The sequence below is a fragment of the Leclercia sp. M50 genome, assembly GCF_037150775.1.
Taxonomy (GTDB): domain Bacteria; phylum Pseudomonadota; class Gammaproteobacteria; order Enterobacterales; family Enterobacteriaceae; genus Enterobacter.
Window position 1 is genome coordinate 19,081 of record NZ_JBBCPK010000038.1, and the last position, 22,191, is coordinate 41,271.

Below are 22,191 nucleotides of genomic sequence, written 5' to 3' on the forward strand. Positions count from 1 at the left end.
TGCGAAGGGGGGTGAGTGAAAGGAAAAAGCCTGATTATCTGTCTAATCCTCATTGCTGCGGCTATTGCGGGCTACCGCTGGCTGCCGTCTTATTACAATCCGTTTGCACCGCTCACGCTTGACGATCCCCCCGGTACCCTGACCCAGTTTAAGCTCCGTCGCCTGACGCCTGAGCATTGTGATGTGCTGCTGGCGCAGGCTAATGCGCGTCAGCTGATCCGCACCCAGGCGGTGGCCGACAGCACGGGAGAGTGTCCGCTGAGTGATGTGGTGCGCGTGCGTAGTTTTGGCTCCGTCAGTCTTAGCAGCAGTTTTCTTGCCAGCTGCCCGCTGGCGCTCAGCTCGGCGTTGTTCGTCAACCAGCAGGCCCGGCCCATCACCGAAACCATGATGGGCAGCGGTCTGTCGCGCATTGACCATTTCGGCAGCTTTGCCTGCCGCAATATCTATCACCGCGCCAACGCCCGGCGCAGCGAGCATGCCACCGCCGAGGCGCTGGATATCAGCGGCTTTACCCTGGAAAACGGTCAGCGAATTTCGGTTCTGCGCGGCTGGAAGAGTGCCTCTACCGAACCCTGGCTGCGTGCGCTACTGAGTGCCAGCTGCGGCTATTTCGGTAACGCGCTGGGCCCGGACTATAACGCCGCCCACGCCAACCACTTTCACCTTGGGATGCGGGGGGTTGGCTACTGCCCGCAAAGCATAAATCACCAGCAAAAAGGGGAAAGTATGTGACATATTTCACAAATATGATGACTGGGAAGATAAAACCCCAAAGAGACGCGGGGCGCATCTCTGACAACGTCCGGTGAAAGGTAACTTGCTAATCTGATAACGAATTTACGTAATATGAAGACAGTGCTCGCCTATGGAATCGTGGAAGGTTAACCTTATTTCGGTCTGGTTTGGTTGTTTTTTCACCGGCCTTGCCATCAGCCAGATTTTGCCGTTTTTGCCGCTGTATGTCTCCCAGCTTGGCGTCTCGTCGCACGAAGCGTTGTCGATGTGGTCAGGGCTCACCTTCAGCGTCACGTTTCTGGTTTCGGCCATCGTCTCGCCCATGTGGGGCAGCCTTGCGGACCGTAAAGGGCGCAAGCTGATGCTGCTGCGCGCCTCGCTCGGCATGGCGATTGCGATCCTGCTCCAGGCCTTTGCCACCAACGTCTGGCAGCTTTTTCTGCTGCGCGCGCTGATGGGGCTGACCTCCGGTTATATTCCTAACGCGATGGCGCTGGTGGCGTCGCAGGTTCCCCGGGAGCGCAGCGGCTGGGCCATCAGTACTCTGTCGACGGCGCAAATCAGCGGCGTGATCGGCGGCCCGCTGATGGGCGGCTTTCTGGCAGACCATGTGGGTCTGCGCGCGGTATTCCTGATCACGGCGGTCCTGCTGGTGGTAAGTTTTCTGGTAACGCTGTTTCTGATCAAAGAGGGGGTTCGCCCCACCGTCAGCAAGGCGGAGCGGCTGAGCGGCAGGGCGGTCTTTGCCTCGCTCCCTTATCCGGGCCTGATGATCAGCCTGTTCATCACCACCATGGTTATCCAGCTTTGCAACGGCTCGGTGGGGCCGATCCTCGCGCTGTTTATTCAGTCGATGGCACCCGAGAGCAATAATATCGCCTTCCTCAGCGGGATGATTGCCGCGGTGCCGGGGATCTCCGCGTTGATGTCCGCACCACGTCTGGGCAAGCTCGGGGACCGCATAGGCACCGGGCGTATTTTGATGGCGACGCTTATTGTGGCGGTGGTGCTCTTTTTCGCCATGTCCTTTGTCACCACCCCTTTGCAGTTGGGTGTGCTGCGCTTTCTACTCGGCTTTGCGGATGGCGCCATGCTGCCCGCCGTACAGACCCTGCTGATTAAGTACTCCAGCGATCGGGTCACCGGACGGATCTTCGGTTATAACCAGTCGTTTATGTATCTTGGGAATGTTGCCGGTCCGTTGATGGGTGCCGCGGTCTCGGCGATGGCCGTTTTCCGCTGGGTATTTGCCGCCACCGCTGTGGTGGTGCTGGTAAACATTCTGCAACTGGCGTGGGCGATGCGCCAGCGCCGCCTGCAGGAAGTCCGCCGTTCTTAATGTAGCTATATAATATATTGATATCTGGCCGCCATTATCATTCCTGTGAAATGGCGGTTCTTGTTTTTAATTCAGGTTACGCAGAAAAAAAGAAAAATTTAATTTAAGTCGCATTTTTACCGACCGTACAGAAACGCATTTATGCGCCATGTGGGATTTCCTTAAAAATAGTACTTTTACCCACTTTGCAAGTCTCAATCATAATGATAACGTCGCAAAAAAACGTGATAAGGAAATAGCGCTGTGAAAAATCTAATTGCAGAGTTGTTAGTTAAGCTGGCAGAAAAGGAAGAAGAGTCAAAAGAGCTTGTGGTTCAGGTTGAAGCGCTGGAAATAGTGGTTACCGCCCTGCTACGACAGATGGCGCAAAGCGATCAACAGGCGCTGATCGAAAGCGTGGAAGGCGCGCTGGATGAGGCCAGGCCAGATGCACAGGTTCCGGCCCAGGACAGCGAAATGCTGCAGCAATACGTAAAAAAGCTGCTACGGCACCCGCGCAGCTGACCCGTTATTTGACCTGAGTTGTTGTCAAAAACCGTCACCCCGGTTGCCTGTCGTCGCTCTGTTTTATTTTTATCTTTCCTCAATGGGAAAAATAAGTGAAACAGAGCGCACGTGATATTCCATAGCTTACCTCGCGACATTATCCCCACAATTTACGCTGTAAATGTTCTCTCTACCCTGGTACCGGGTATATCACGCTGCCGCCGGCTCAACATATTATTTTGCTTATTAGCGACGGCATGAGCCACGCCGAAATAACCGCTGTGCGAAATTATCCCGATGGCGCGGGTGGTTTTTTTAGCAGTACGAACCAGACTTAAGGAGATCATTCACAGAAGGAAAGTGCTATGAAAATCACACTACTGGCGACCCTGCTCCTTGGCCTGTTCTCTCTTACTCCCGCGGGGGCGCAAGATCAGCCGCTCACACCGCAACAGCAACGTATGACCACCTGCAATCAGCAGGCGACCGCCCAGGACCTGAAGGGCGACTCCCGTAAGAGCTACATGAGCGATTGCCTGAAAAACGCCTCCTCTAAACCCAACGAAAAAAGCCTGACGCCGCAACAACAAAGGATGCGTGAATGTAACTCCCAGGCGACCCAACAATCCCTCAAAGGGGACGACCGGAGTAAGTTCATGAGCGCCTGCCTGAAGAAAACTGGCTAGTTCAAAAGGGTGAGCGTTCCGTTTGGCTCACCCGAAATATCATACTTAGCGCCAGATAAGCCTTTCTATAATTTGGGAAAATGCTTTTGAGTGTTCCCAATGACCATGAATGATGAAAACATTTACAGCAAAGTCTATGCCCGGGAAGGGATAAATCTGGCGCTTTCGGCGGATGAGCATCATCGCTCAGGAATTCGTCTGGCCCGTCGTTTACGGCTCCCGCGTGCGGCGGGCCTGGCTTTTCTGTTTTTCCCTGTTGCCAGCGTGCTGACCGCGCAATCGGTTAACGGCGTCTGGTGGCTTTTGCTGGTTGGCTGGGCCTTTGTCTGGCCCCATCTGGCCTGGCAACTGGCGATGCGCTCTGCCAATCCCCATCACAATGAGATGTTTAACCTCAAAGTCGATGCCATTATGGCCGGGGTATGGATTGGACTGATGGGCGTTAACGCCATGCCTACCGCGGCGCTGGTCATGATGATGAGCATGAACCTGATGGGCGTGGGGGGGATTAGGCTGTGTGGTACAGGATCATTGATGACCGCGCTGGCGGCGCTGGTTACCCAGCAGCTGATGCACATTCCGGCAGGCTTTATCAGTACCCCGCTTGAGGTCTGGCTCGCCCTGCCGGGGATTGTTGGTTATCCGATGCTGTTTGCCTGGGTAAGCTTCCGTACAACCAGCCGTCTGGTGGAACATAAGCGCCGTCTTGAGTTGATGAGTACTCTGGATGGGATGACAGGGGTATACAACCGTCGTCACTGGGAAGTGTTGCTGCGTACAGAATTTGAAAACTGCCGTCGCTATCACCGGAGCGCCACGATCCTGCTGATCGATATCGATCACTTCAAAGGCATTAATGATACCTGGGGCCATGACGTAGGCGATCAGGCGATTCTCGCCGTGACCCGTCAGCTACAACTGACGTTACGCGCCAGCGATATGATTGGTCGCTTTGGCGGCGATGAGTTCGCGGTAATCATGAGCGGAACGCCAGCGGAAAACGCTATTGCGGCAATGTCGCGGGTCCATGAACGGCTGGCGGAACTGCGCCTGCCGGGCGCTCCGCAGGTAAAGCTCTGCATCAGCGTCGGTGTTGCGCCGCTCACGACGTCGATGGTGCATTATCAGGAATGGTTAAAAGCGGCGGATATTGCACTTTATAAGGCGAAAAATGCCGGACGTAACCGTACCGAAGTGGCCGCCTGACGTCCGGCTGTCGGTCAGGATTTGCTTAGCAGCTCTGACTTTTCCATGCACTTGTTCATGGCTTCAATGACCGCTGCCCGGAAACCGCGCTCCTCCAGCACCCGCACCGCTTCAATGGTTGTGCCGCCCGGAGAGCAAACCATATCTTTCAGTTCGCCCGGATGTTTGCCGGTTTCCAGCACCATTTTGGCGGAGCCCATTACCGCCTGCGCCGCAAATTTATAGGCCTGCGCGCGCGGCATCCCGCCCAGCACCGCGGCATCTGCCATCGCTTCGATAAACATAAACACGTAGGCGGGCGCTGAACCGCTGACGCCCACCACCGGGTGGATCATCGCCTCGGCAATCACTTCGGCCTCTCCGAAGCAGCGGAAAATATTGACGACATCGGCAACCTCTTCGGGGGTCACCAGCGCGTTAGGGGTGATAGAGGTCATGCCCGCTTTTACCAGCGACGGCGTGTTGGGCATGGCGCGGACGATTTTACGGTCGTGGCCCAGCGCGCGCGCCAGCTGATCGAGGGTGATGCCTGCCGCGATAGAGACCACCAGCGTCTCTTTATTGAGGCTGGAGGTGATATCGCTCAGGACTTTCACCATCATGTTCGGCTTCACCGCGCCGAAGACGATATCGGCCACCTGGGCCACTTCCTGGGCGCTTTGCGCGGCGTTAATCCCGTACCGATCGTGCAGGGCGGCGACCTTGTCCGGTGATGGGGTGTAGACCCAAATCTGGCCAGGCTGCACCTGACCGCTGGCAATCAGACCGCCGAGAATGGCTTTGCCCATATTACCGCAGCCGATAAAACCGATTTTCTTCTCCATCACGTCTCCCTCTTAAACTTTGTTATGATTGTGGCACTTTAGCCTATCAGGTTTTGTTACGCAGTATTATATGCCGGAGAGAGAAGATGGCGATTTGGGTGGATGCCGATGCGTGTCCCAATGTGATTAAAGAGATCCTGTTTCGTGCTGCCGAGCGCGTACAGATGCCGCTGACGCTGGTGGCGAACCAGAACCTGCGCGTGCCGCCGTCCCGATTTATCCGTTCCTTGCGCGTACCGGCCGGCTTTGATGTGGCCGATAACGAAATTGTACGCCTGTGCAGCGCGGACGATCTGGTGATCACCGCCGATATTCCACTGGCGGCGGAGGTGCTGGAGAAAGGGGCCGCAGCGCTCAATCCGCGCGGCGAGCGTTATTCGCCAGCTACTATCCGTGAAAAGCTGACGATGCGTGATTTTATGGACACGATGCGCGCCAGCGGCGTGCAGACCGGCGGGCCGGACAGCATCTCCCAGCGCGACAGGCAGCAGTTCGCCGCCGAGCTGGACAAATGGCTGCTGGAAGTGAAGCGCCGCCAGGGGTAATCATCGCTGCGTGAGCGGTTTTGGTCATTATTACCGCAATCCGGGGTTGTCAACGGCGGGTGGGTTCAGGTAAGGTGAGCGCACCGTTCAGTGCAATTTTTTCTTTACAGGATAACCCTCGTTATCTCTTGGGTTGACTTAACTGTCAGTTTAACATCACGCCTGATGTAATAATTATTTTACGGTTAACGCGTGTACTAGCTTAATGGTATCATTGCACTCTTTTCGACTTCACGCACCGCATGCGCGCGGCATCAAAGGGAACACCTGGTCATGACCCAGCCTATTTTTTTAATTGGCCCCCGCGGCTGTGGCAAAACCACCGTCGGTCTTGAACTGGCTCGTCTGTGTCAGAGTGAATTTGTCGATACCGATCACTGGCTACAGACCCATGCCGGGCAAAGCATCGCTGAGATTGTTGAGCAGGAAGGGTGGGAGAGTTTTCGCGCCCGCGAAACGGCGACCCTCGAGGCGGTGACCGCAGGCTCCGGCATTATCGCCACCGGCGGCGGCATTATTTTGTCCGCTTACAACCGTCAGTTTATGCGTGAAAAGGGCCGGGTGATCTATCTTTGTGCCCCGGTGCCGGTGCTGGTCGGGCGTCTCGAAGCCTCGCCAGAAGAGGGACAGCGCCCAACCCTGACCGGCAAACCTATCAGCGAAGAGGTGAGCGCAGTGCTGGCGGAGCTTGATGCGCTCTATCGCGAAGCCGCTCACCACGTGGTGGACGCCTCCCTTCCTCCTGCGCAAGTGGTGCAAAATATCGTCGCTGCGCTTCATCTGGCATGCGCCAGCTAACTGATGTCTATACTGATAGTTCAGCCAACCTAATAAAATAAAGGATGAACTATGCCAACCAGACCTCCCTATCCGCGTGAAGCCCGTATTGTTGCCGTTGAGAAAGGCGCAACGGGCAAGACTGTCACCTGGTATCAGCTGCGTGCTGACCACCCGAAACCGGATTCACTGATCAGTGAACATGAAACGGAGCAGGAAGCGAAGGATGCGAAAGTGCGCTACGAAGATCCCGATAAAGCCTGAATTAAATCTGAATACGGTCAAAACCGTACCGTAATCACACTATTCAAAAAGCGTAAACATTAAACGGAGGGTAATGTTCAGGTTTAACAGACACATTCTGTCAGGCACGTGGATCTTTACATTCCAGCGGTTGAATCTGCTGCTACGCTTTTCAGCACTTTTTCCTGAACAGCGAAGTGTGCCTGTATCTGTGTCACGGTAGTGGTTGTATAGAAAGGCGAGAACGATGAAGGCAACATTGGCGATCCTCACGATTGGGGTAGTCCCGGTAAGCGAAGTACTACCGCTCTTAACGGAGCATATTTCTGCGCAACAAATTACGCATCACAGTTTGCTCGGTACGCTGAGCCGGGAAGAGGTCATGGAAGACTACGCCCCTGAACCGGGCGAGGCGCAGCTGCCTACCCTGCTCAGCGACGGCGAGCTGGGAAACGTCTCGTTGCCGAAGATCGCGTGCGCCCTGCAAGGCGTGATCGAAGTGCTCGATAACCAGGGCTATGAGGTGATCCTGCTGATGAGCACCGCGCCCATCACTGGCCTCGTCGCCCGCAATGCGATTTTGCTTGAGCCGACGCGGATCATCCCGCCGCTGGTCGGATCGATTGTCGATGGCCATCAGGTGGGGGTGCTCGTGCCGATCCCTGAGCTGATGGAGAACCAGTCCCGCAAATGGCAGTGCCTGGTTAAGGCGCCGCTGCTTGCTGTAGCCAATCCTTTCTGGGATAGCGAAGAGAAACTGATCGACGCCGGGCGCGATCTGCTGGCCCGCGGCGCAGATGTCCTGATGCTCGATTGTCTTGGTTTTCATCAACATCACCGTGATTTACTGCAAAAACACCTGGACGTGCCGGTGCTGTTATCAAACGTGCTGGTGGCCCGGCTGGCCTCGGAATTGCTTGTCTGATGATTTTGCGTGACAGGTACGGAGTGTCACCCCTATATTGGATTGACAACCAACGACAATAAGGACCAGTCCATGCTTCAGACTAATGAATACTTTTCCGGTAAAGTGAAGTCCATCGGTTTTACCAGTAGCATTACTGGCCGCGCCAGTGTTGGCGTAATGGAAGAGGGGGAGTACGCCTTCGGTACCGCGCAGCCAGAAGAGATGACCGTGGTGAGCGGTTCGCTCAAAGTGTTACTGCCGGGGGAAACGGAGTGGAAAGTCTATAACCCGGGCGATGTTTTCAACGTGCCAGGCCACAGCGAATTCCATCTGCAGGTTGCGGAACCTGCCTCTTATCTGTGTCGTTATCTGTAAAAAAAGAGCCGGGTTAACCCGGCTCCGATCTCTTGTATGAAGCATTAACGCTGTGCTTCGCCGCCCAATCCTTCTACTACGCTCTTAATCAACGCCGCCAGTTCACCCGTCATCAGAATTAAGTCAGCATCAAAACGCTGGGCATAGTCGTCCCGGTCGATATCGTCGTTCTGATCGCGCAGCTCGTCAGAAAACTTCAGACGCTTGATCGAGCCATCGTCACACATCATGAACTGAATGCGCTGCTGCCAGTCGAGGGCCAGCTTGGTCACCAGTTTGCCAGCTTCGATATGCACGGCGATTTCATCGCTGACCAGCTCCTGCTTTTTGGCGCGGATCACGCCCCCATCTTCCAGGATCGCTTTCAGCTCGGCTTCGTCCAGCAGTTGGAAGCCCTGCGGGACGTTGTTGCCCCGTACCCACTCGGTGAGGGTCAGCTCGATCGGGTTTTCCATCGTCAGCGGCACCACCGGCAGCGAACCGAGGCTTTTACGCAGTAACGCCAGAGTATCTTCTGCTTTTTTGGCGCTGGCGCAGTCGACCATAATCAGGCCGTTAACCGTGTCGATCCACATCATTGTCTGGCTGAAGCGGCTAAAGGCGCGCGGCAGCAGGGAGTGCAGCACTTCGTCTTTCAGCGAATCTTTCTCAGTTTTTTTCAGCTTACGGCCCTGTTCGGCTTCCAGCTTAAAAATTTTGGCTTCCAGCGCCTGCTTCACCACTGGCGTCGGCAGGATCTTCTCTTCCTTACGCGCGCAGATGATGATTTGACCATTGGTAGTGTGGGTCAGCGCATCGCTCTGTGATCCCATAGGCGGAACCCATCCGGTTTTGGCCATATCCTGGCTGCCACACGGGGTAAATGCGTAAAGGTCTAACTGTTTTTCCATCTCGTCTGCACGCAGTTCGATATCGCGGCTGAGACGGTAAACCATCAAATTTTTGAACCACAGCATGATAATTTCCACGGTCTTGTCGTTTAATTCAGCAGGCATGATAGCGAATTGTCGCATCGCTTGCATTGCTAATCGGGTAGCAGGCTTCTACTCTGTTGATAATCAAAATAATGAGGAACGTTCTGTGCGAATTGGTATTGATCTCGGCGGCACGAAAACAGAAGTCATTGCCCTTGGCGAGCAGGGGGAGCAGCTGTTCCGCCATCGCCTCCCTACCCCGCGTGACGACTACCGGCAGACCATTGAAACCATCGCTACTCTGGTGGAGATGGCCGAAAAGGCCACCGGCCAGACCGGCACGGTCGGTATGGGGATCCCGGGGTCGATTTCGCCCTATACCGGGGTGGTGAAAAACGCCAACTCGACCTGGCTTAACGGCCAGCCTTTTGACCGCGATTTAAGCCAGCGCCTGAACCGTGAAGTCCGGCTGGCGAACGACGCCAACTGCCTGGCGGTGTCAGAGGCCATCGACGGCGCCGCGGCGGGGGCACAGACCGTATTTGCGGTGATCATCGGTACCGGCTGCGGCGCAGGCGTGGCCTTTGGCGGCCGCGCCCATATTGGCGGCAACGGCACGGCTGGCGAGTGGGGACACAATCCGCTGCCGTGGATGGATGAAGACGAACTGAAGTACCGCGCTGAAGTGCCGTGCTACTGCGGTAAACAGGGCTGTATCGAGACCTTTATCTCCGGCACCGGCTTCGCCACCGATTACCGTCGTCTGAGCGGGCATCCGCTAAAAGGCAACGAGATCATGCGCCTGGTGGAAGAGCAGGACGCCGTCGCGGAGCTGGCGCTCAGCCGCTATGAAATGCGGCTGGCGAAGTCGCTGGCGCACGTGGTGAACATTCTCGACCCGGATGTGATCGTCCTGGGCGGCGGCATGAGCAACGTTGACCGTCTCTATAGCACCGTTCCCCAGCTGGTGAAGCAGTGGGTGTTTGGCGGCGAATGCGAAACCCCGATCCGTAAAGCGGTGCACGGCGACTCCAGCGGCGTACGCGGCGCAGCCTGGCTGTGGCCAAACTGACAGGGCAAAAGCCGGGTGACGCGTAGCGCTCCCGGCTTACAAAACAGCAAACTCTTTATCCAGCCTGCTGTACCCCAGCCCGTTAATCTTCTTCACTTTGATCTGCACCGGGATGCGCTCCTTCATCGCCTCGACGTGGCTGATCACCCCAATGGTTTTGCCGCTGGCATTCAGCGCATCCAGCGCGTCCAGGGCGGTATCCAGCGTTTCGCTGTCCAGGGTGCCGAAGCCCTCGTCGAGGAACAGCGAATCAATTTGCGTTTTGTGGCTCACCAGGTCGGAAAGCGCCAGCGCCAGCGCCAGGCTTACCAGAAAACTTTCGCCGCCGGAGAGGGTGCGGGTATCGCGCACGGCATCCGCCTGCCAGGTATCCATCACCTCCAGCTCCAGCGCGTCGCTGGCCTTGCGTTGCAGCAGGTAGCGGCCATGCAGACGCATCAGCTGCTGGTTGGCGAGCCATACCAGGTTGTCGAGAGTTAAGCCCTGGGCAAACTTACGGAAGCGATCCCCCTCTTTGGAACCGATCAGCGCATTAAGATAACCCCAGTCATCCGCCAGGCGGGCCGCCTCCTCAATTTGTTGCATCAGTGCCTGCTGGTGCTGGCGATTGTCGCTGTCCTGTTTAAGCTGCTGGCGGATCTCCCCCTGGCGGGTGGTGTTTTCCCGCAGTTTCAGGCCGAGCTGCTGAAGCTGTTCCTGCAGGGCCGGCGCGTCCGTCGTCAGGCCCGCCGGACGTTGTTCCAGATGTTCGTTCAGTCGTTGACCGGCCTGCTGAAGCAGGGCCGTGGTCTGCTGGATCTGATTCTCCAGAGTCTGTTTCAACTGCTCCAGACGCCGAACCGTATCGCCATCCAGCAGGGCCGCCAGAAATGTCTCCCGATCGCTAAAGATGCTGGCAGCCAGCGCGGCGGCAAACTGCGCCTGCGATTGTTGTAAACGTTCGCTTTCCAGCGTGTACTGCTGCTGCAGCGTGGCGAGCTGGCTTTGCAGGGAGACGCACTCGGTATGGATTTCGCGCCAGTTATCCGGGATCGCACTTTCCGCCTGGGTGGAATCTGTTGCCGGAAGGGTCTCCAGCAGCGGTGCCAGGGCGGTGATGCGCTCCCGCAGGGCGCTGTGCTGAGCCTGCCGCTCCTGCCAGGCCAGCGACTCTTTTTCCCGTTCCGCAAGCCAGGCCGACTCGGTACCGTCCTCTGGCGACGCCAGCGACAGGGCATGAAGCGTTTGCGCCATGGCCGTGCGCGTTGCCAGAAGCTGCTGCTGGTAAAGCTGAAGCTGGGCTTCCTCTTCGCTCAGCTGGCTTTGCAGGGTCAGGCGCTGGCTCAACTGGTAAAGCTGCTGTTCGTACTGCTCCTGTTTAGCCAGCCACGGGGCGATGTCGTCCTGAATGTTCAACTGCACAGAGAGGGTTTCACACACCGCATTCCACTCTTTAGTGAGCGCTTGCTCATCCTGAGAGAGCGTCTGCGCTTCGCTTGTTTCGCGCTGAAGCTGGCTGTTTAGCGCATTTACCTGCCCCAGAACCAGCAGGCCTTCCTCTTTGAGTGCGGCGACCTCCTTTTCCATCGCATCCCGGCGGCGTTGGTTTCCGGTGAGCGCCAGGGCCTGGTATTGGGCAATGGCCGGATGTTCGGTAGAGCCGCAGAGCAGGCAGGGCTTTCCGGCCTCCAGTTCCGCCCGGTAGCTCTCCAGCTTCTTAATCTTCTCTTCCTGCTCACATAAGGTTTTGAGATCGAGATAGTGCTGGTTTTTCTCTTTGTACTGCTGGCGGCGTAGCGTCAGGGTTTCGTTCAGTTTTGCCAGCTCGGCCTGGGCCTTTTGCACGCTTTCGCGAGTTTGCCGCGATCGCTGTTGCAGAGGCTGATAGCGGGCATGCAGGATAGTCAGGCGCTGGCGTTCCGCGCGGGACTGCGTCTGGAGTGCCATCTCGCTGGCGGTCTGTTCTGCGGTAAGGGTGAGAGCGCTCTCCGGTAATCCCGCCAGCTTCTGGCGTAACGCCGTGATACGGCCGGTCAGCGTCGCGATCTGGGTTTTATCGCGATTAAGCTGGGTGAAGTGGGCGCGCCAGCCTGCAATCTCCTGGCCCCACTGGCGGAAGCGGTCGTGGTCGGTAAGCCACTGGGTGAGTGCAGTCATCTCGGTTTGCAGCCTGTCGTGCGTGCGCAGCGCCCCGTTACGAATACCTGAACGCAGCGCCGTACTGGACTGTAAGCGAGTATTCACATCCAGCATCTGCTGTTCCGTCTGCGAAAGCTGGGCAAGCTGCTCCTGCTGCCGCTCCCAGTGCGGGCGCAGCAGGGCCGCAGGCTGGGCGAGATGCAGTTTTTCCAGCTCCGGCGTGGCGTCCGTCAGGGCCTGCTGCGCCTGCTGCTGCGCGGCCTTCGATCGCTGTTGCTCCCGCACCAGCTCATCGTGGCGGGTAAGCCATTGATAATCCTTCTGGATTCCCTGCTGCTGCGCCAGCAGTTGCGCTTCTTCGTCAGTAAGTACCTGCAAACCTTGCTGAAGCTGCTGTAGCTGCTCTTCGCTGAGCAACACCACGCCGGCCGCCTGGGCCTGGCGCTTCTCCAGCTCGCTGCGTGCCGCCTTATGTTTTTCAAACACCATGGCGGAGATCTGGCCGTAGATTTCCGTGCCGGTCAGCTCCTCGAGCAGTTCGGCGCGCTCTTTCGGTTTGGCGTTCAGAAAGGCGGCGAATTGCCCCTGGGATAAGAGCATCGAGCGGGTAAAGCGGTCATAGTCCAGCCCGGTCAGAGAGGCAACCAGCTCCAGCTTGTCCTTCACTTTATCTGCGAGGATCTTACCGTCCTTGCACTGGGCGAGCTCCACGCGGGGCACCTGCAGGTTGCCGTCCGGCTGGTTGCGCGCCCGGTTCTGGCTCCAGAATGCACGATAAGCTACCCCTTTGACTTCAAACTCGACCTCGGCGAGGCACTCGGCGGTGTCGCGGGTCATCAGATCGTTTTGCGATTGCGAGACCGTATTCAGGCGCGGCGTCTCGTGGTAAAGCGCCAGGCAGATGGCATCCAGCAGGGTGGTTTTCCCGGCGCCGGTTGGGCCGGTGATAGCAAACAGGCCATTGCTGAGGAAGGGTTCGGCGGTAAAGTCGATTTTCCATTCGCCCTTGAGCGAGTTAAGGTTTTTCAGGCGCAGGCTGAGAATTTTCATGCCTCATCCTCTTCATTGCTGAGGGCGTGGATCGTGTGGCTGAACAGCTCGTTTAGCCGGGCCCGCTGGGTATCATCCAGGGTTTCCTGGGCGAGTCGGCGCTCAAAAACCTCCTCAACCCGCAGCTCGCTGAGGGTTTCACGCAGGTTGCTGGCAAGGCTTCTCTCGCGCTGCTCGCGACTGCGCCGCACCAGCAGGACCTCTACCGGCAGATCGTCCGTCAGCTGCTGGATCTTACGCTGCATATCGTGCAGGTACTCCTCGGTGGTGAGCTCGATATCCAGCCAGACGGGAGGCGTCTGCTCCACGCCGCGCCACTGCTCAAGCTGGGCGGTGATCGCCGCCAGATCGCCCTTCAGCACCGCCAGCGGCTGGGTAATGGGTACCTCAAGCGATTCGACGCTGCTGAGCTTGCCCTGGTCGAAACTCACCAGATGAACGCATTTGCTTTTGCCGGTTTCATCAAAGCTGAGGGGGATAGGGGAGCCGCAGTAGCGGATATGTTCGCAACCGCCAATCATCTGCGCCCGGTGGATATGACCCAGCGCTATATAGTCAGCGGCCGGGAAATGCTGGGCGGGAAACGCATCCAGCGTACCGATATAGATGTCACGTACCGCGTCACTTTTACTGGCGCCGACGGTGGTGAGATGCCCGGTGGCGATAATCGGCAGTACGCTGTCGCCGCGAAGCGCGCAGGCCTGGGTATATTGCTCGGCATAATAGTGGGTAATGGCCTGCAACAGCTGCTGCTGTTTCTCAAGCCCGGAGAGGCCCGCCTGGCTTCGCACCACGTCCCGGGGGCGTAAAAACGGGATCGGGCAGAGTACCGCGCCGGGGGTGCCGTCGCGTCGGGTCAGAATTTGCGGCCCATGTCCGGCGCTGGCGACCACTGTGGTGTTGAGAAACGCCAGAATCTCACGGGATTCGTTCAGCGTGGCGACGGAATCATGGTTGCCGGCCACAATCACCAGATGGCAGCCGGTTTTTTGCAGATTGACCACGAAACGGTTATAGAGCTCGCGCGCGTAGCTGGGCGGCGAGCCGGTATCAAAAATATCCCCGGCCACGAGGATGGCATCCACGTCATGCGATTGCGCCATCTCAAGCAGCCAGTTGAGAAACGCTTCATGTTCGGCGGCGCGGCTTTTACTGTAAAAATTTTGTCCCAGGTGCCAGTCCGAGGTGTGAAGTATGCGCATAACAGATCCGTGGCAAAAAATGGTTAGCGGGATTATAAACTTTCAGGGGGAGGAAGATAACCGCTACAATCGGGGCTGCCATAAAACAACGGCTTGCCTTTATGAGCGGGCGCGTTTTTCATAAATCTGTCATAAATCTGACGCATAATGACGCCGTATTACAAACATGTAACCTTAATAAGACAGGGCTAAGTATGGCGAGACGTATTCTGGTCGTAGAAGATGAAGCACCCATTCGCGAAATGGTCTGTTTCGTGCTCGAACAAAATGGCTTTCAACCGATAGAGGCCGAAGATTACGACAGCGCGGTGAACCAGCTCAACGAACCCTGGCCCGATCTGATCCTGCTCGACTGGATGCTGCCTGGCGGCTCTGGCCTGCAATTCATCAAACATATTAAACGTGAAGCGTTAACCCGCGATATTCCGGTGATGATGTTAACGGCCCGCGGCGAAGAGGAAGATCGCGTTCGCGGTCTGGAGACCGGCGCGGATGACTACATTACCAAACCGTTTTCCCCGAAAGAGCTGGTGGCGCGCATTAAAGCCGTAATGCGCCGTATTTCACCGATGGCGGTGGAAGAGGTGATTGAGATGCAGGGGCTGAGTCTGGACCCTACCTCGCACCGCGTGATGACCGGTGAAAATCCCCTCGATATGGGACCAACGGAATTCAAACTGTTGCACTTTTTCATGACCCACCCGGAACGCGTCTATAGCCGCGAGCAGTTGCTCAACAATGTCTGGGGCACTAACGTCTATGTGGAAGATCGCACGGTTGATGTTCATATCCGCCGTTTGCGCAAGGCACTTGAAACCAGCGGTCACGATCGCATGGTGCAGACCGTCCGCGGCACGGGTTATCGTTTCTCAACCCGTTTCTGAACAATGACAGGAGTGTGACGCGTGCTGGAACGGCTGTCATGGAAAAGGCTCTGTTTTGAACTGATACTCTGCTGTATTCCGGCCCTGATCCTCGGGGCCGTAATCGGTTATTTACCCTGGTTTTTGCTGGCGGCAGTCACGGGATTGCTGATCTGGCACTTCTGGAATCTGCTCCGCCTCTCATGGTGGCTATGGGTTGACAGAAGTATGACCCCGCCGCCAGGAAGCGGCAGCTGGGAACCCCTCCTGTATGGCCTGCACCAGATGCAGATGCGTAATAAAAAACGCCGACGCGAGCTGGGCAGCCTGATCAAACGCTTTCGCAGCGGCGCCGAATCGCTGCCGGATGCGGTGGTATTGACCACCGAAGAGGGCGCGATGTTCTGGTGTAACGGACTGGCGCAGCAGTTGCTGGGCCTGCGCTGGCCGGATGATAACGGGCAGAATATCCTCAACCTCCTGCGTTATCCGGAGTTCGCCCAGTATCTGAAAAAACGCGATTTTACTCGCCCGCACAATCTGGTCATGAACAACGGCCGCCATCTGGAGATCCGCGTGATGCCCTACAGCGACCAGCAGTGGCTGATGGTGGCGCGGGATGTGACGCAAATGCACCAGCTTGAAGGGGCGCGGCGCAATTTCTTCGCCAACGTCAGCCACGAGCTGCGCACCCCGCTGACGGTATTGCAGGGCTATCTGGAGATGATGCAGGAGCAGACGCTGGAAGGCGCGCCGCGGGAAAAAGCGCTGCACACCATGCGCGAGCAGACGCAGCGCATGGAAGGGCTGGTGAAGCAGCTGCTGACCCTCTCCCGCATTGAGGCGGCGCCAACCCTGGCGCTGAATGAAACCATCGACGTGCCGATGATGCTGCGGATGCTGGAGCGCGAAGCGCAGACCTTAAGCCAGCAGCAGCACCAGCTTACCTTCGAGGTGGATAACAGCCTCAAAGTACGCGGCAGTACCGACGAGCTGCGAAGCGCCATCTCTAACCTGGTCTATAACGCGGTGAATCATACCCCGCCCGGCACCCACATCACCGTGCGCTGGCAGCATGCGCCAACGGGAGCGGAGTTCAGCGTGGAAGACGATGGTCCCGGTATCGGCCCGGAGCATATTCCGCGTCTTACCGAGCGTTTTTACCGGGTGGATAAGGCGCGCTCCCGGCAGACGGGGGGCAGTGGCCTGGGGCTGGCGATTGTTAAACACGCCATTAATCACCACGACAGCCGCCTGGATATCGTCAGTACGCCGGGGAAAAGTACGCGTTTTAGCTTTGTGATCCCGGAACGTTTGATTGCCAGTAACAGCGCCTGACGGCGTCACTGTAATCAGAAATTGCCACAGGCCAGCCAATGCTGGCCTGTTTGCTTTGCAGTTCAGCGAAGCGCGAATAAATATTATACGCCTGTTGCTTTTTTGTTCGCATGATTAGCCATGAGTTTTTCTTATAAATGGTTTATTATCCCACTTCTAACTTTCGAGTTGGCATATTGTTCTGGTTTTGAGATCCCATATTGCCTTTAAACGTTATAAGCGTTTAAATTGCCACCCTGATATCGTCGGACAGACTGTATTTGCGTGGTAAATCGAAAAACTATTCTTCTCCACGCCGGTAGGGAAGCATTTCCCGCTGAGGTTGCACATTTTTTCCGCTGTTTTGTTCCGCAACGGATAGCGAAAAATTCAACGTTTTCAACACCACATCCACAGGCAGTAAGGTTTTATGACCCATCAATTGAAATCGCGCGACATCATCGCGCTGGGCTTTATGACATTTGCGCTGTTCGTTGGCGCTGGCAACATCATCTTTCCTCCAATGGTTGGCTTACAGGCGGGTGAACACGTCTGGACCGCTGCGATTGGCTTTTTAATTACCGCGGTTGGCCTGCCGGTGCTGACCGTCGTTGCGCTGGCGAAAGTTGGCGGCGGCGTGGATAGCCTGAGCACCCCTATCGGGAAAGTCGCAGGTATTCTGCTGGCAACCGTCTGCTATCTGGCCGTCGGCCCGCTGTTTGCCACCCCGCGTACCGCGACCGTCTCCTTTGAAGTGGGTATCGCTCCGCTGACCGGCGACGGCGCTATGCCGCTGTTGATCTATAGCCTCATCTACTTTGCTCTGGTGATTCTGGTCTCCCTCTATCCGGGCAAGCTGCTGGATACCGTGGGTAACTTCCTCGCGCCGCTGAAAATCGTGGCCCTGATTGTGCTGGCCGTGGCTGCCGTTATCTGGCCTGCCGGCCCGATCAGCGATGCAATGGACGCCTACAAAAATGCCGCGTTCTCTAACGGCTTTGTGAACGGCTACCTGACCATGGATACCCTGGGCGCGATGGTGTTTGGTATCGTCATTGTGAACGCCGCCCGTTCCCGCGGCGTGACCGAAGCGCGTCTGCTGACCCGCTACACCATCTGGGCGGGTCTGATTGCGGGCGTAGGCCTGACATTGCTCTATCTGGCGTTGTTCCGTCTGGGTTCTGACAGCGCGGCCCTGGTAGACCAGAGCGCAAACGGCGCGGCTATCCTGCATGCCTATGTTCAGAACACCTTCGGCGGTTCGGGGAGCTTCCTGCTGGCGATCCTGATCTTCCTGGCCTGTCTGGTGACGGCGGTGGGCCTGACCTGCGCCTGCGCCGAGTTCTTTGCCCAGTATCTGCCGCTCTCTTACCGTACGCTGGTGTTCATCCTCGGTATCTTCTCCATGGCGGTCTCTAACCTCGGTCTGAGCCACCTGATCCAGGTCTCCATTCCGGTGCTGACGGCCATCTACCCGCCGTGTATCGTGCTGGTGGTGCTGAGCTTCACCCGCGGTTGGTGGAATAATTCTTCCCGAATTATTGCCCCGGCCATGTTTATTAGCCTGCTTTTTGGTATCCTTGACGGCATCAAAGCATCGGCTATTGGCGATACGCTCCCTGCCTGGACACAGCGTCTGCCGCTGTCCGAACAGGGCCTGGCCTGGTTGATGCCTACCGTTGTTGCACTGGTTCTGGCCGTAATCTGGGATCGTGCTGCGGGGCGTCGGGTAACGTCGAACGCGCACTAATCAACGGATAAATGTTCAACCACGGGGCTTATGGCCCCGTGGTTTTTTGTTTTTTTTGTGTTGAATGGCAAGACGTAAATGGAAAGCTCTAACAAACTGAAGCGGGGCCTTACCGCCCGCCACATCCGCTTTATGGCGCTGGGTTCTGCGATCGGTACTGGTCTTTTTTATGGCTCGGCAGATGCCATCAAAATGGCCGGTCCCAGCGTTTTGCTGGCGTATCTTATCGGCGGTGTTGCCGCTTACATCATCATGCGCGCGCTGGGGGAGATGTCCGTTCATAACCCCTCAGCCAGCTCCTTCTCCCGCTATGCGCAAGACAACTTAGGCCCACTGGCGGGCTATATCACCGGCTGGACCTACTGCTTCGAAATCCTGATTGTCGCCATTGCCGACGTAACGGCCTTCGGCATCTATATGGGCGTCTGGTTCCCGGCGGTCCCGCACTGGATCTGGGTGCTCAGCGTGGTGCTGATCATCTGCGCCATCAACCTGATGAGCGTGAAGGTGTTTGGCGAACTGGAGTTCTGGTTCTCCTTCTTTAAAGTGGCCACCATCATCATCATGATTGCCGCCGGTATTGGCATCATTATCTGGGGTATCGGCAACGGCGGCGAACCAACCGGCATCCATAACCTGTGGAGTAACGGCGGCTTCTTCAGTAACGGCTGGATAGGCATGGTGATGTCGCTGCAGATGGTGATGTTTGCCTACGGCGGGATCGAAATTATCGGTATCACCGCCGGGGAAGCGAAAGATCCGGAGAAGTCTATTCCGCGCGCCATTAATTCGGTACCGATGCGTATCCTGGTCTTCTACGTGGGCACGCTGTTTGTGATCATGTCCATCTATCCGTGGAACCAGGTGGGCACGAACGGTAGCCCGTTTGTGCTGACCTTCCAGCATCTGGGGATCACCTTCGCCGCCAGTATTCTGAACTTCGTGGTGCTCACCGCATCGCTCTCCGCTATCAATGCCGACGTGTTCGGCGTGGGGCGTATGCTGCATGGTATGGCCGAGCAGGGCAGTGCGCCGAAGGCCTTCGCCAAAACCTCCAGCCGCGGCACGCCGTGGGTGACGGTGCTGGTGATGACCGTGGCGCTGCTGCTGTCGGTCTATCTCAACTACATCATGCCGGAGAATGTCTTCCTGGTGATCGCGTCGCTGGCGACCTTTGCCACCGTCTGGGTCTGGATGATGATTCTGATGTCGCAGATTGGCTTCCGTCGCCGTCTGTCGCCTGAAGAGGTAAAAGCGCTGAAGTTTAAAGTGCCGGGCGGCGTGGCAACTACCGTTGCTGGCCTGATCTTCCTGGTCTTTATTATCGGCCTGATTGGTTACCACCCGGAAACCCGCATCTCGTTGTATGTCGGCTTTGCGTGGATTGCGCTGTTGCTGGTGGGGTGGGTCTTTAAACGCCGCCGCGAGCGCCAGTTAGCAGAAGCTCAGTAACCGAAATGCCCGGCAAACGCCGGGCATTTTTCTCCTCCCCCTTTCTCCTCCCCCAATAAATCTCTCCATGAGGAGGGAACATCAACTACCCTGTGGCAAGGTGGCCTCATTTCTGGGAAAGGGGATAAAAGATGTTGAATGCATGGCACCTGCCGGTTGCCCCATTTGTTAAACAAAACAACGACAAACTTGTCATTACCCTGTGGCTGACAGGGGAAAACCTGCCTGAGCGGGTGACGCTACGCGCTGAATTCGATAACGAAGAGACCTCGCTGCCGATGCATAAGCAGCGCAGCCAGCCGCAGCCCGGCGTGACGGCCTGGCGGGCGACCATTGACACGACGAAAGGGCAGCCGCGGCACCGCTACAGCTTCAAAATGCTCTGGCATAACCGCCAGCTGTGGTTCACCCCGCAGGGCTTCAGCCGCTTTCCTCCCGCCCGGCTGGAGCAGTTCGCCATTGATTACCCGGATGCCGGGCCGCAGTGGGTGGTGGAGCAGGTCTTCTATCAGATCTTCCCGGACCGCTTTGCCCGCAGCCAGCGGCGCAACCCTGAGCTGGACAAAACGTATTATCACCATGCCGCAGGCCATGAGACGATTTTCCGCGCGTGGGACGAACCGGTCACCGCCCAGGCGGGGGGCTCCACCTTTTACGGCGGGGATCTCGACGGCATTAGCGAAAAGCTGCCCTGGCTGAAAAAACTCGGCATCACGGCACTCTATCTCAATCCGGTGTTTGTCGCCCCCAGCGTGCATAAATACGACACCGAAGATTACCGCCACGTGGATGAGCGGTTTGGCGGCGACGAGGCGCTGTTACGCCTGCGGGAAAATACCCAACGGGAGGGGATGCGCCTGATTCTGGACGGGGTGTTTAACCACAGCGGGGACTCCCACGCCTGGTTTGATCGCCACAACCGCGGAACCGGCGGCGCCTGCCATAACCCGGACTCGCCCCACCGCGACTGGTACAGCTTTGACGACGAGGGCCGCGCCCTCGACTGGCTGGGCTATGCCAGCCTGCCGAAGCTCGATTATCAGTCGTCAGGGGTGGTGAACGAGATCTACGGCGGCGAGGAGAGTATTGTTCGTCACTGGCTGAAAGCGCCGTGGAGTATGGACGGCTGGCGGCTGGATGTGGTGCATATGCTCGGGGAAGAGGGTGGGGCGCGCCATAATCTACAGCATGTCACCGGGATCACCCGTTCGGCGAAGCTGGCCAATCCGGAGGCCTTCGTCTTTGGCGAGCATTTTGGCGACGCTCGCCAGTGGTTGCAGGCCGACGCGGAAGATTCGGCGATGAACTACCGCGGCTTCACCTTCCCGCTGTGGGGCTTCCTTGCCAACACCGACATCTCCTACGATCCGCAGCACATCGACGCTGAAACCTGCGTAAAATGGATGGATAACTACCGCGCCAGTCTGTCGCATCAGCAGCAGCTACGCATGTTTAACCAGCTCGACAGCCATGACACCGCCCGCTTTAAGTCGCTGCTCGGTAAGGATGTCGCCCGCCTGCCGCTGGCGGTCACCTGGCTGTTTACCTGGCCTGGAGTGCCCTGTATCTATTACGGCGATGAGGTGGGGCTCGACGGCAACAATGACCCCTTCTGCCGTAAGACCTTCCCGTGGGAGGCTGAAAAGCAGGACCAGACGCTACTGGCGCTCTATCAGCGGCTGATTAAGCTGCGCAAGCAGAGCCAGGCCCTGCGCTACGGCGGCTGTCAGGTGGTCTACGCCCACGACAACGTGGTGGTGTTTATGCGCGTCTACAACCAGCAGCGGGTGCTGGTGGCGATTAACCGGGGCGATGCCTGCGAAGTGGTGATAGATGACTCGCCGCTGCTCAACGTCAAACAGTGGCAGCTGAAAGAGGGGAAAGGGGTGGCGCAGGAGGGCGTACTGTCGCTACCGGCGATCTCCGCCTCGGTCTGGTTCGGCAGTTAATGTCGGGCGGGACGGTTTCCACCTTTTAAGATGGCGTAAATGCAACGATTTGTGTCAATCTTAACGGATCGTTAACGGTGAAGGTGGAAACATGGACGAGCTTTACATCTTTGGCTGTATATTCCTGATTTTTGCGCTGGTGGTTGCGCCCGTGCTTGCGGTTATCGGCTTTAATCGAAGCACGGCGGCGAAACAGGAGATCGCCAGGCTTCGCCAGCGCATTGAGGCACTTGAGCAGCGCGGCGTGGCGGAGAAAGCGCCGGAGCCTGAACAGGCCGCTGCGCCGGTGGTCGTGGCTGAGCCGGTGGTTGATGACGCGCCCGCGCCTGTCGACCCCTGGCGCCCGGATATTCCCGCTGCCGCGGCAGAACCCGCAAC

At 57.3% G+C, this 22,191-nt stretch carries 20 protein-coding genes and 1 pseudogene; 17 read left to right on the forward strand and 4 right to left on the reverse strand.

From position 1 onward, the window contains the following. Window positions 1-15 precede the first annotated feature (15 nt). From WFM46_RS11335 to adrA, 5 genes are all read left to right on the forward strand, one after another. Window positions 16-735 (forward strand): extensin-like domain-containing protein, encoded by a 720-nt coding sequence (locus WFM46_RS11335; RefSeq protein ID WP_336997646.1) that lies wholly within the window; start codon window positions 16-18, stop codon window positions 733-735. A 133-nt stretch (window positions 736-868) separates the two neighbouring features. Next, entirely contained in the window at window positions 869-2,077 is a 1,209-nt protein-coding gene (locus tag WFM46_RS11340; RefSeq protein ID WP_336997647.1) for a multidrug efflux MFS transporter, read from the forward strand. 243 nt (window positions 2,078-2,320) lie between these two features. Continuing rightward, window positions 2,321-2,581: an anti-adapter protein IraP gene (iraP, locus tag WFM46_RS11345; RefSeq protein ID WP_103178435.1), complete on the forward strand. Its 261-nt coding sequence runs from the start codon at window positions 2,321-2,323 to the stop codon at window positions 2,579-2,581. A gap of 347 nt (window positions 2,582-2,928) precedes the next feature. Then, window positions 2,929-3,249 (forward strand): phosphate starvation-inducible protein PsiF, encoded by a 321-nt coding sequence (psiF, locus tag WFM46_RS11355; protein ID WP_103178436.1) that lies wholly within the window; start codon window positions 2,929-2,931, stop codon window positions 3,247-3,249. A gap of 90 nt (window positions 3,250-3,339) precedes the next feature. Further along, window positions 3,340-4,455, forward strand: coding sequence for a diguanylate cyclase AdrA (gene adrA / locus WFM46_RS11360; RefSeq protein ID WP_290554741.1), 1,116 nt, complete (start codon window positions 3,340-3,342; stop codon window positions 4,453-4,455). 14 nt (window positions 4,456-4,469) lie between these two features. Here the strand turns inward: adrA and proC are convergent, their stop codons facing one another. After that, entirely contained in the window at window positions 4,470-5,279 is an 810-nt protein-coding gene (gene proC, locus WFM46_RS11365) for a pyrroline-5-carboxylate reductase (protein ID WP_103178437.1), read from the reverse strand. Window positions 5,280-5,365: 86 nt separating this feature from the next. On the opposite strand from proC, the gene WFM46_RS11370 reads away from it, so the two are divergent. The 5 genes from WFM46_RS11370 to ppnP all read left to right on the forward strand — a co-directional run bounded on the left by WFM46_RS11370 (window position 5,366) and on the right by ppnP (window position 8,126). After that, window positions 5,366-5,824, forward strand: a complete 459-nt coding sequence (locus WFM46_RS11370; protein WP_336997648.1) for a YaiI/YqxD family protein — start codon at window positions 5,366-5,368, stop codon at window positions 5,822-5,824. Window positions 5,825-6,097: 273 nt separating this feature from the next. After that, on the forward strand, window positions 6,098-6,622 hold the full coding sequence (aroL, locus tag WFM46_RS11375; RefSeq protein WP_336997649.1) for a shikimate kinase AroL: 525 nt from the start codon (window positions 6,098-6,100) through the stop codon (window positions 6,620-6,622). Between the two features lie 51 nt (window positions 6,623-6,673). Next, window positions 6,674-6,865: a protein YaiA gene (gene yaiA / locus WFM46_RS11380; protein WP_103178440.1), complete on the forward strand. Its 192-nt coding sequence runs from the start codon at window positions 6,674-6,676 to the stop codon at window positions 6,863-6,865. 226 nt (window positions 6,866-7,091) lie between these two features. Continuing rightward, on the forward strand, window positions 7,092-7,769 hold the full coding sequence (locus WFM46_RS11385) for an AroM family protein (protein WP_336997650.1): 678 nt from the start codon (window positions 7,092-7,094) through the stop codon (window positions 7,767-7,769). A 72-nt stretch (window positions 7,770-7,841) separates the two neighbouring features. Continuing rightward, window positions 7,842-8,126 (forward strand): pyrimidine/purine nucleoside phosphorylase, encoded by a 285-nt coding sequence (ppnP, locus tag WFM46_RS11390; protein WP_103178442.1) that lies wholly within the window; start codon window positions 7,842-7,844, stop codon window positions 8,124-8,126. A 44-nt stretch (window positions 8,127-8,170) separates the two neighbouring features. Here the strand turns inward: ppnP and rdgC are convergent, their stop codons facing one another. Further along, window positions 8,171-9,082: a recombination-associated protein RdgC gene (rdgC, locus tag WFM46_RS11395; protein WP_336997651.1), complete on the reverse strand. Its 912-nt coding sequence runs from the start codon at window positions 9,080-9,082 to the stop codon at window positions 8,171-8,173. Window positions 9,083-9,206: 124 nt separating this feature from the next. Here rdgC and mak point away from each other — a divergent pair, with 124 nt between their 5' ends. Beyond that, the gene (mak, locus tag WFM46_RS11400; RefSeq protein WP_168192002.1) at window positions 9,207-10,112 is read left to right on the forward strand and encodes a fructokinase; all 906 of its coding nucleotides are present in this window, start codon (window positions 9,207-9,209) and stop codon (window positions 10,110-10,112) included. Between the two features lie 36 nt (window positions 10,113-10,148). Here mak and sbcC read toward each other — a convergent pair whose 3' ends face one another. Both sbcC and sbcD read right to left on the reverse strand, forming a co-directional pair. Further along, complete coding sequence (sbcC, locus tag WFM46_RS11405) at window positions 10,149-13,280, reverse strand: exonuclease subunit SbcC (protein ID WP_336997652.1); 3,132 nt, start codon at window positions 13,278-13,280, stop codon at window positions 10,149-10,151. Beyond that, the gene (gene sbcD / locus WFM46_RS11410) at window positions 13,277-14,482 is read right to left on the reverse strand and encodes an exonuclease subunit SbcD (protein WP_156653984.1); all 1,206 of its coding nucleotides are present in this window, start codon (window positions 14,480-14,482) and stop codon (window positions 13,277-13,279) included. The genes sbcC and sbcD overlap by 4 nt, the downstream gene beginning before the upstream one ends. A 194-nt stretch (window positions 14,483-14,676) precedes the next feature. Between sbcD and phoB the strand changes: the two genes are divergently transcribed. The 6 genes and pseudogenes from phoB to WFM46_RS11440 all read left to right on the forward strand — a co-directional run. Then, on the forward strand, window positions 14,677-15,366 hold the full coding sequence (phoB, locus tag WFM46_RS11415; protein WP_039031479.1) for a phosphate response regulator transcription factor PhoB: 690 nt from the start codon (window positions 14,677-14,679) through the stop codon (window positions 15,364-15,366). A gap of 21 nt (window positions 15,367-15,387) precedes the next feature. Next, complete coding sequence (phoR, locus tag WFM46_RS11420; protein WP_103178446.1) at window positions 15,388-16,683, forward strand: phosphate regulon sensor histidine kinase PhoR; 1,296 nt, start codon at window positions 15,388-15,390, stop codon at window positions 16,681-16,683. A 409-nt stretch (window positions 16,684-17,092) separates the two neighbouring features. Then, a complete protein-coding gene (gene brnQ / locus WFM46_RS11425; RefSeq protein WP_103178447.1) occupies window positions 17,093-18,412 on the forward strand; it encodes a branched-chain amino acid transporter carrier protein BrnQ in 1,320 nt (439 codons plus the stop codon). 78 nt (window positions 18,413-18,490) lie between these two features. Continuing rightward, the gene (gene proY, locus WFM46_RS11430; RefSeq protein ID WP_103178448.1) at window positions 18,491-19,864 is read left to right on the forward strand and encodes a proline-specific permease ProY; all 1,374 of its coding nucleotides are present in this window, start codon (window positions 18,491-18,493) and stop codon (window positions 19,862-19,864) included. A 131-nt stretch (window positions 19,865-19,995) separates the two neighbouring features. After that, window positions 19,996-21,813, forward strand: a complete 1,818-nt coding sequence (gene malZ / locus WFM46_RS11435; RefSeq protein ID WP_336997653.1) for a maltodextrin glucosidase — start codon at window positions 19,996-19,998, stop codon at window positions 21,811-21,813. Window positions 21,814-21,904: 91 nt separating this feature from the next. Beyond that, window positions 21,905-22,191, forward strand: a pseudogene (locus tag WFM46_RS11440) (DUF2339 domain-containing protein); the annotation flags it as partial.

Excerpts from the sequence above, each read along its gene's own strand:
- rdgC (WP_336997651.1), bottom strand. The coding sequence starts at position 9,082 with ATGCTGTGGTTCAAAAATTTGATGGTTTACCGTCTCAGCCGCGATATC.
- ppnP (WP_103178442.1), top strand. The coding sequence starts at position 7,842 with ATGCTTCAGACTAATGAATACTTTTCCGGTAAAGTGAAGTCCATCGGT.
- proY (WP_103178448.1), top strand. The coding sequence starts at position 18,491 with ATGGAAAGCTCTAACAAACTGAAGCGGGGCCTTACCGCCCGCCACATC.
- WFM46_RS11370 (WP_336997648.1), top strand. The coding sequence starts at position 5,366 with ATGGCGATTTGGGTGGATGCCGATGCGTGTCCCAATGTGATTAAAGAG.
- WFM46_RS11340 (WP_336997647.1), top strand. The coding sequence starts at position 869 with ATGGAATCGTGGAAGGTTAACCTTATTTCGGTCTGGTTTGGTTGTTTT.
- phoB (WP_039031479.1), top strand. The coding sequence starts at position 14,677 with ATGGCGAGACGTATTCTGGTCGTAGAAGATGAAGCACCCATTCGCGAA.
- WFM46_RS11385 (WP_336997650.1), top strand. The coding sequence starts at position 7,092 with ATGAAGGCAACATTGGCGATCCTCACGATTGGGGTAGTCCCGGTAAGC.
- sbcC (WP_336997652.1), bottom strand. The coding sequence starts at position 13,280 with ATGAAAATTCTCAGCCTGCGCCTGAAAAACCTTAACTCGCTCAAGGGC.
- proC (WP_103178437.1), bottom strand. The coding sequence starts at position 5,279 with ATGGAGAAGAAAATCGGTTTTATCGGCTGCGGTAATATGGGCAAAGCC.
- psiF (WP_103178436.1), top strand. The coding sequence starts at position 2,929 with ATGAAAATCACACTACTGGCGACCCTGCTCCTTGGCCTGTTCTCTCTT.
- malZ (WP_336997653.1), top strand. The coding sequence starts at position 19,996 with ATGTTGAATGCATGGCACCTGCCGGTTGCCCCATTTGTTAAACAAAAC.
- yaiA (WP_103178440.1), top strand. The coding sequence starts at position 6,674 with ATGCCAACCAGACCTCCCTATCCGCGTGAAGCCCGTATTGTTGCCGTT.
- brnQ (WP_103178447.1), top strand. The coding sequence starts at position 17,093 with ATGACCCATCAATTGAAATCGCGCGACATCATCGCGCTGGGCTTTATG.
- aroL (WP_336997649.1), top strand. The coding sequence starts at position 6,098 with ATGACCCAGCCTATTTTTTTAATTGGCCCCCGCGGCTGTGGCAAAACC.
- sbcD (WP_156653984.1), bottom strand. The coding sequence starts at position 14,482 with ATGCGCATACTTCACACCTCGGACTGGCACCTGGGACAAAATTTTTAC.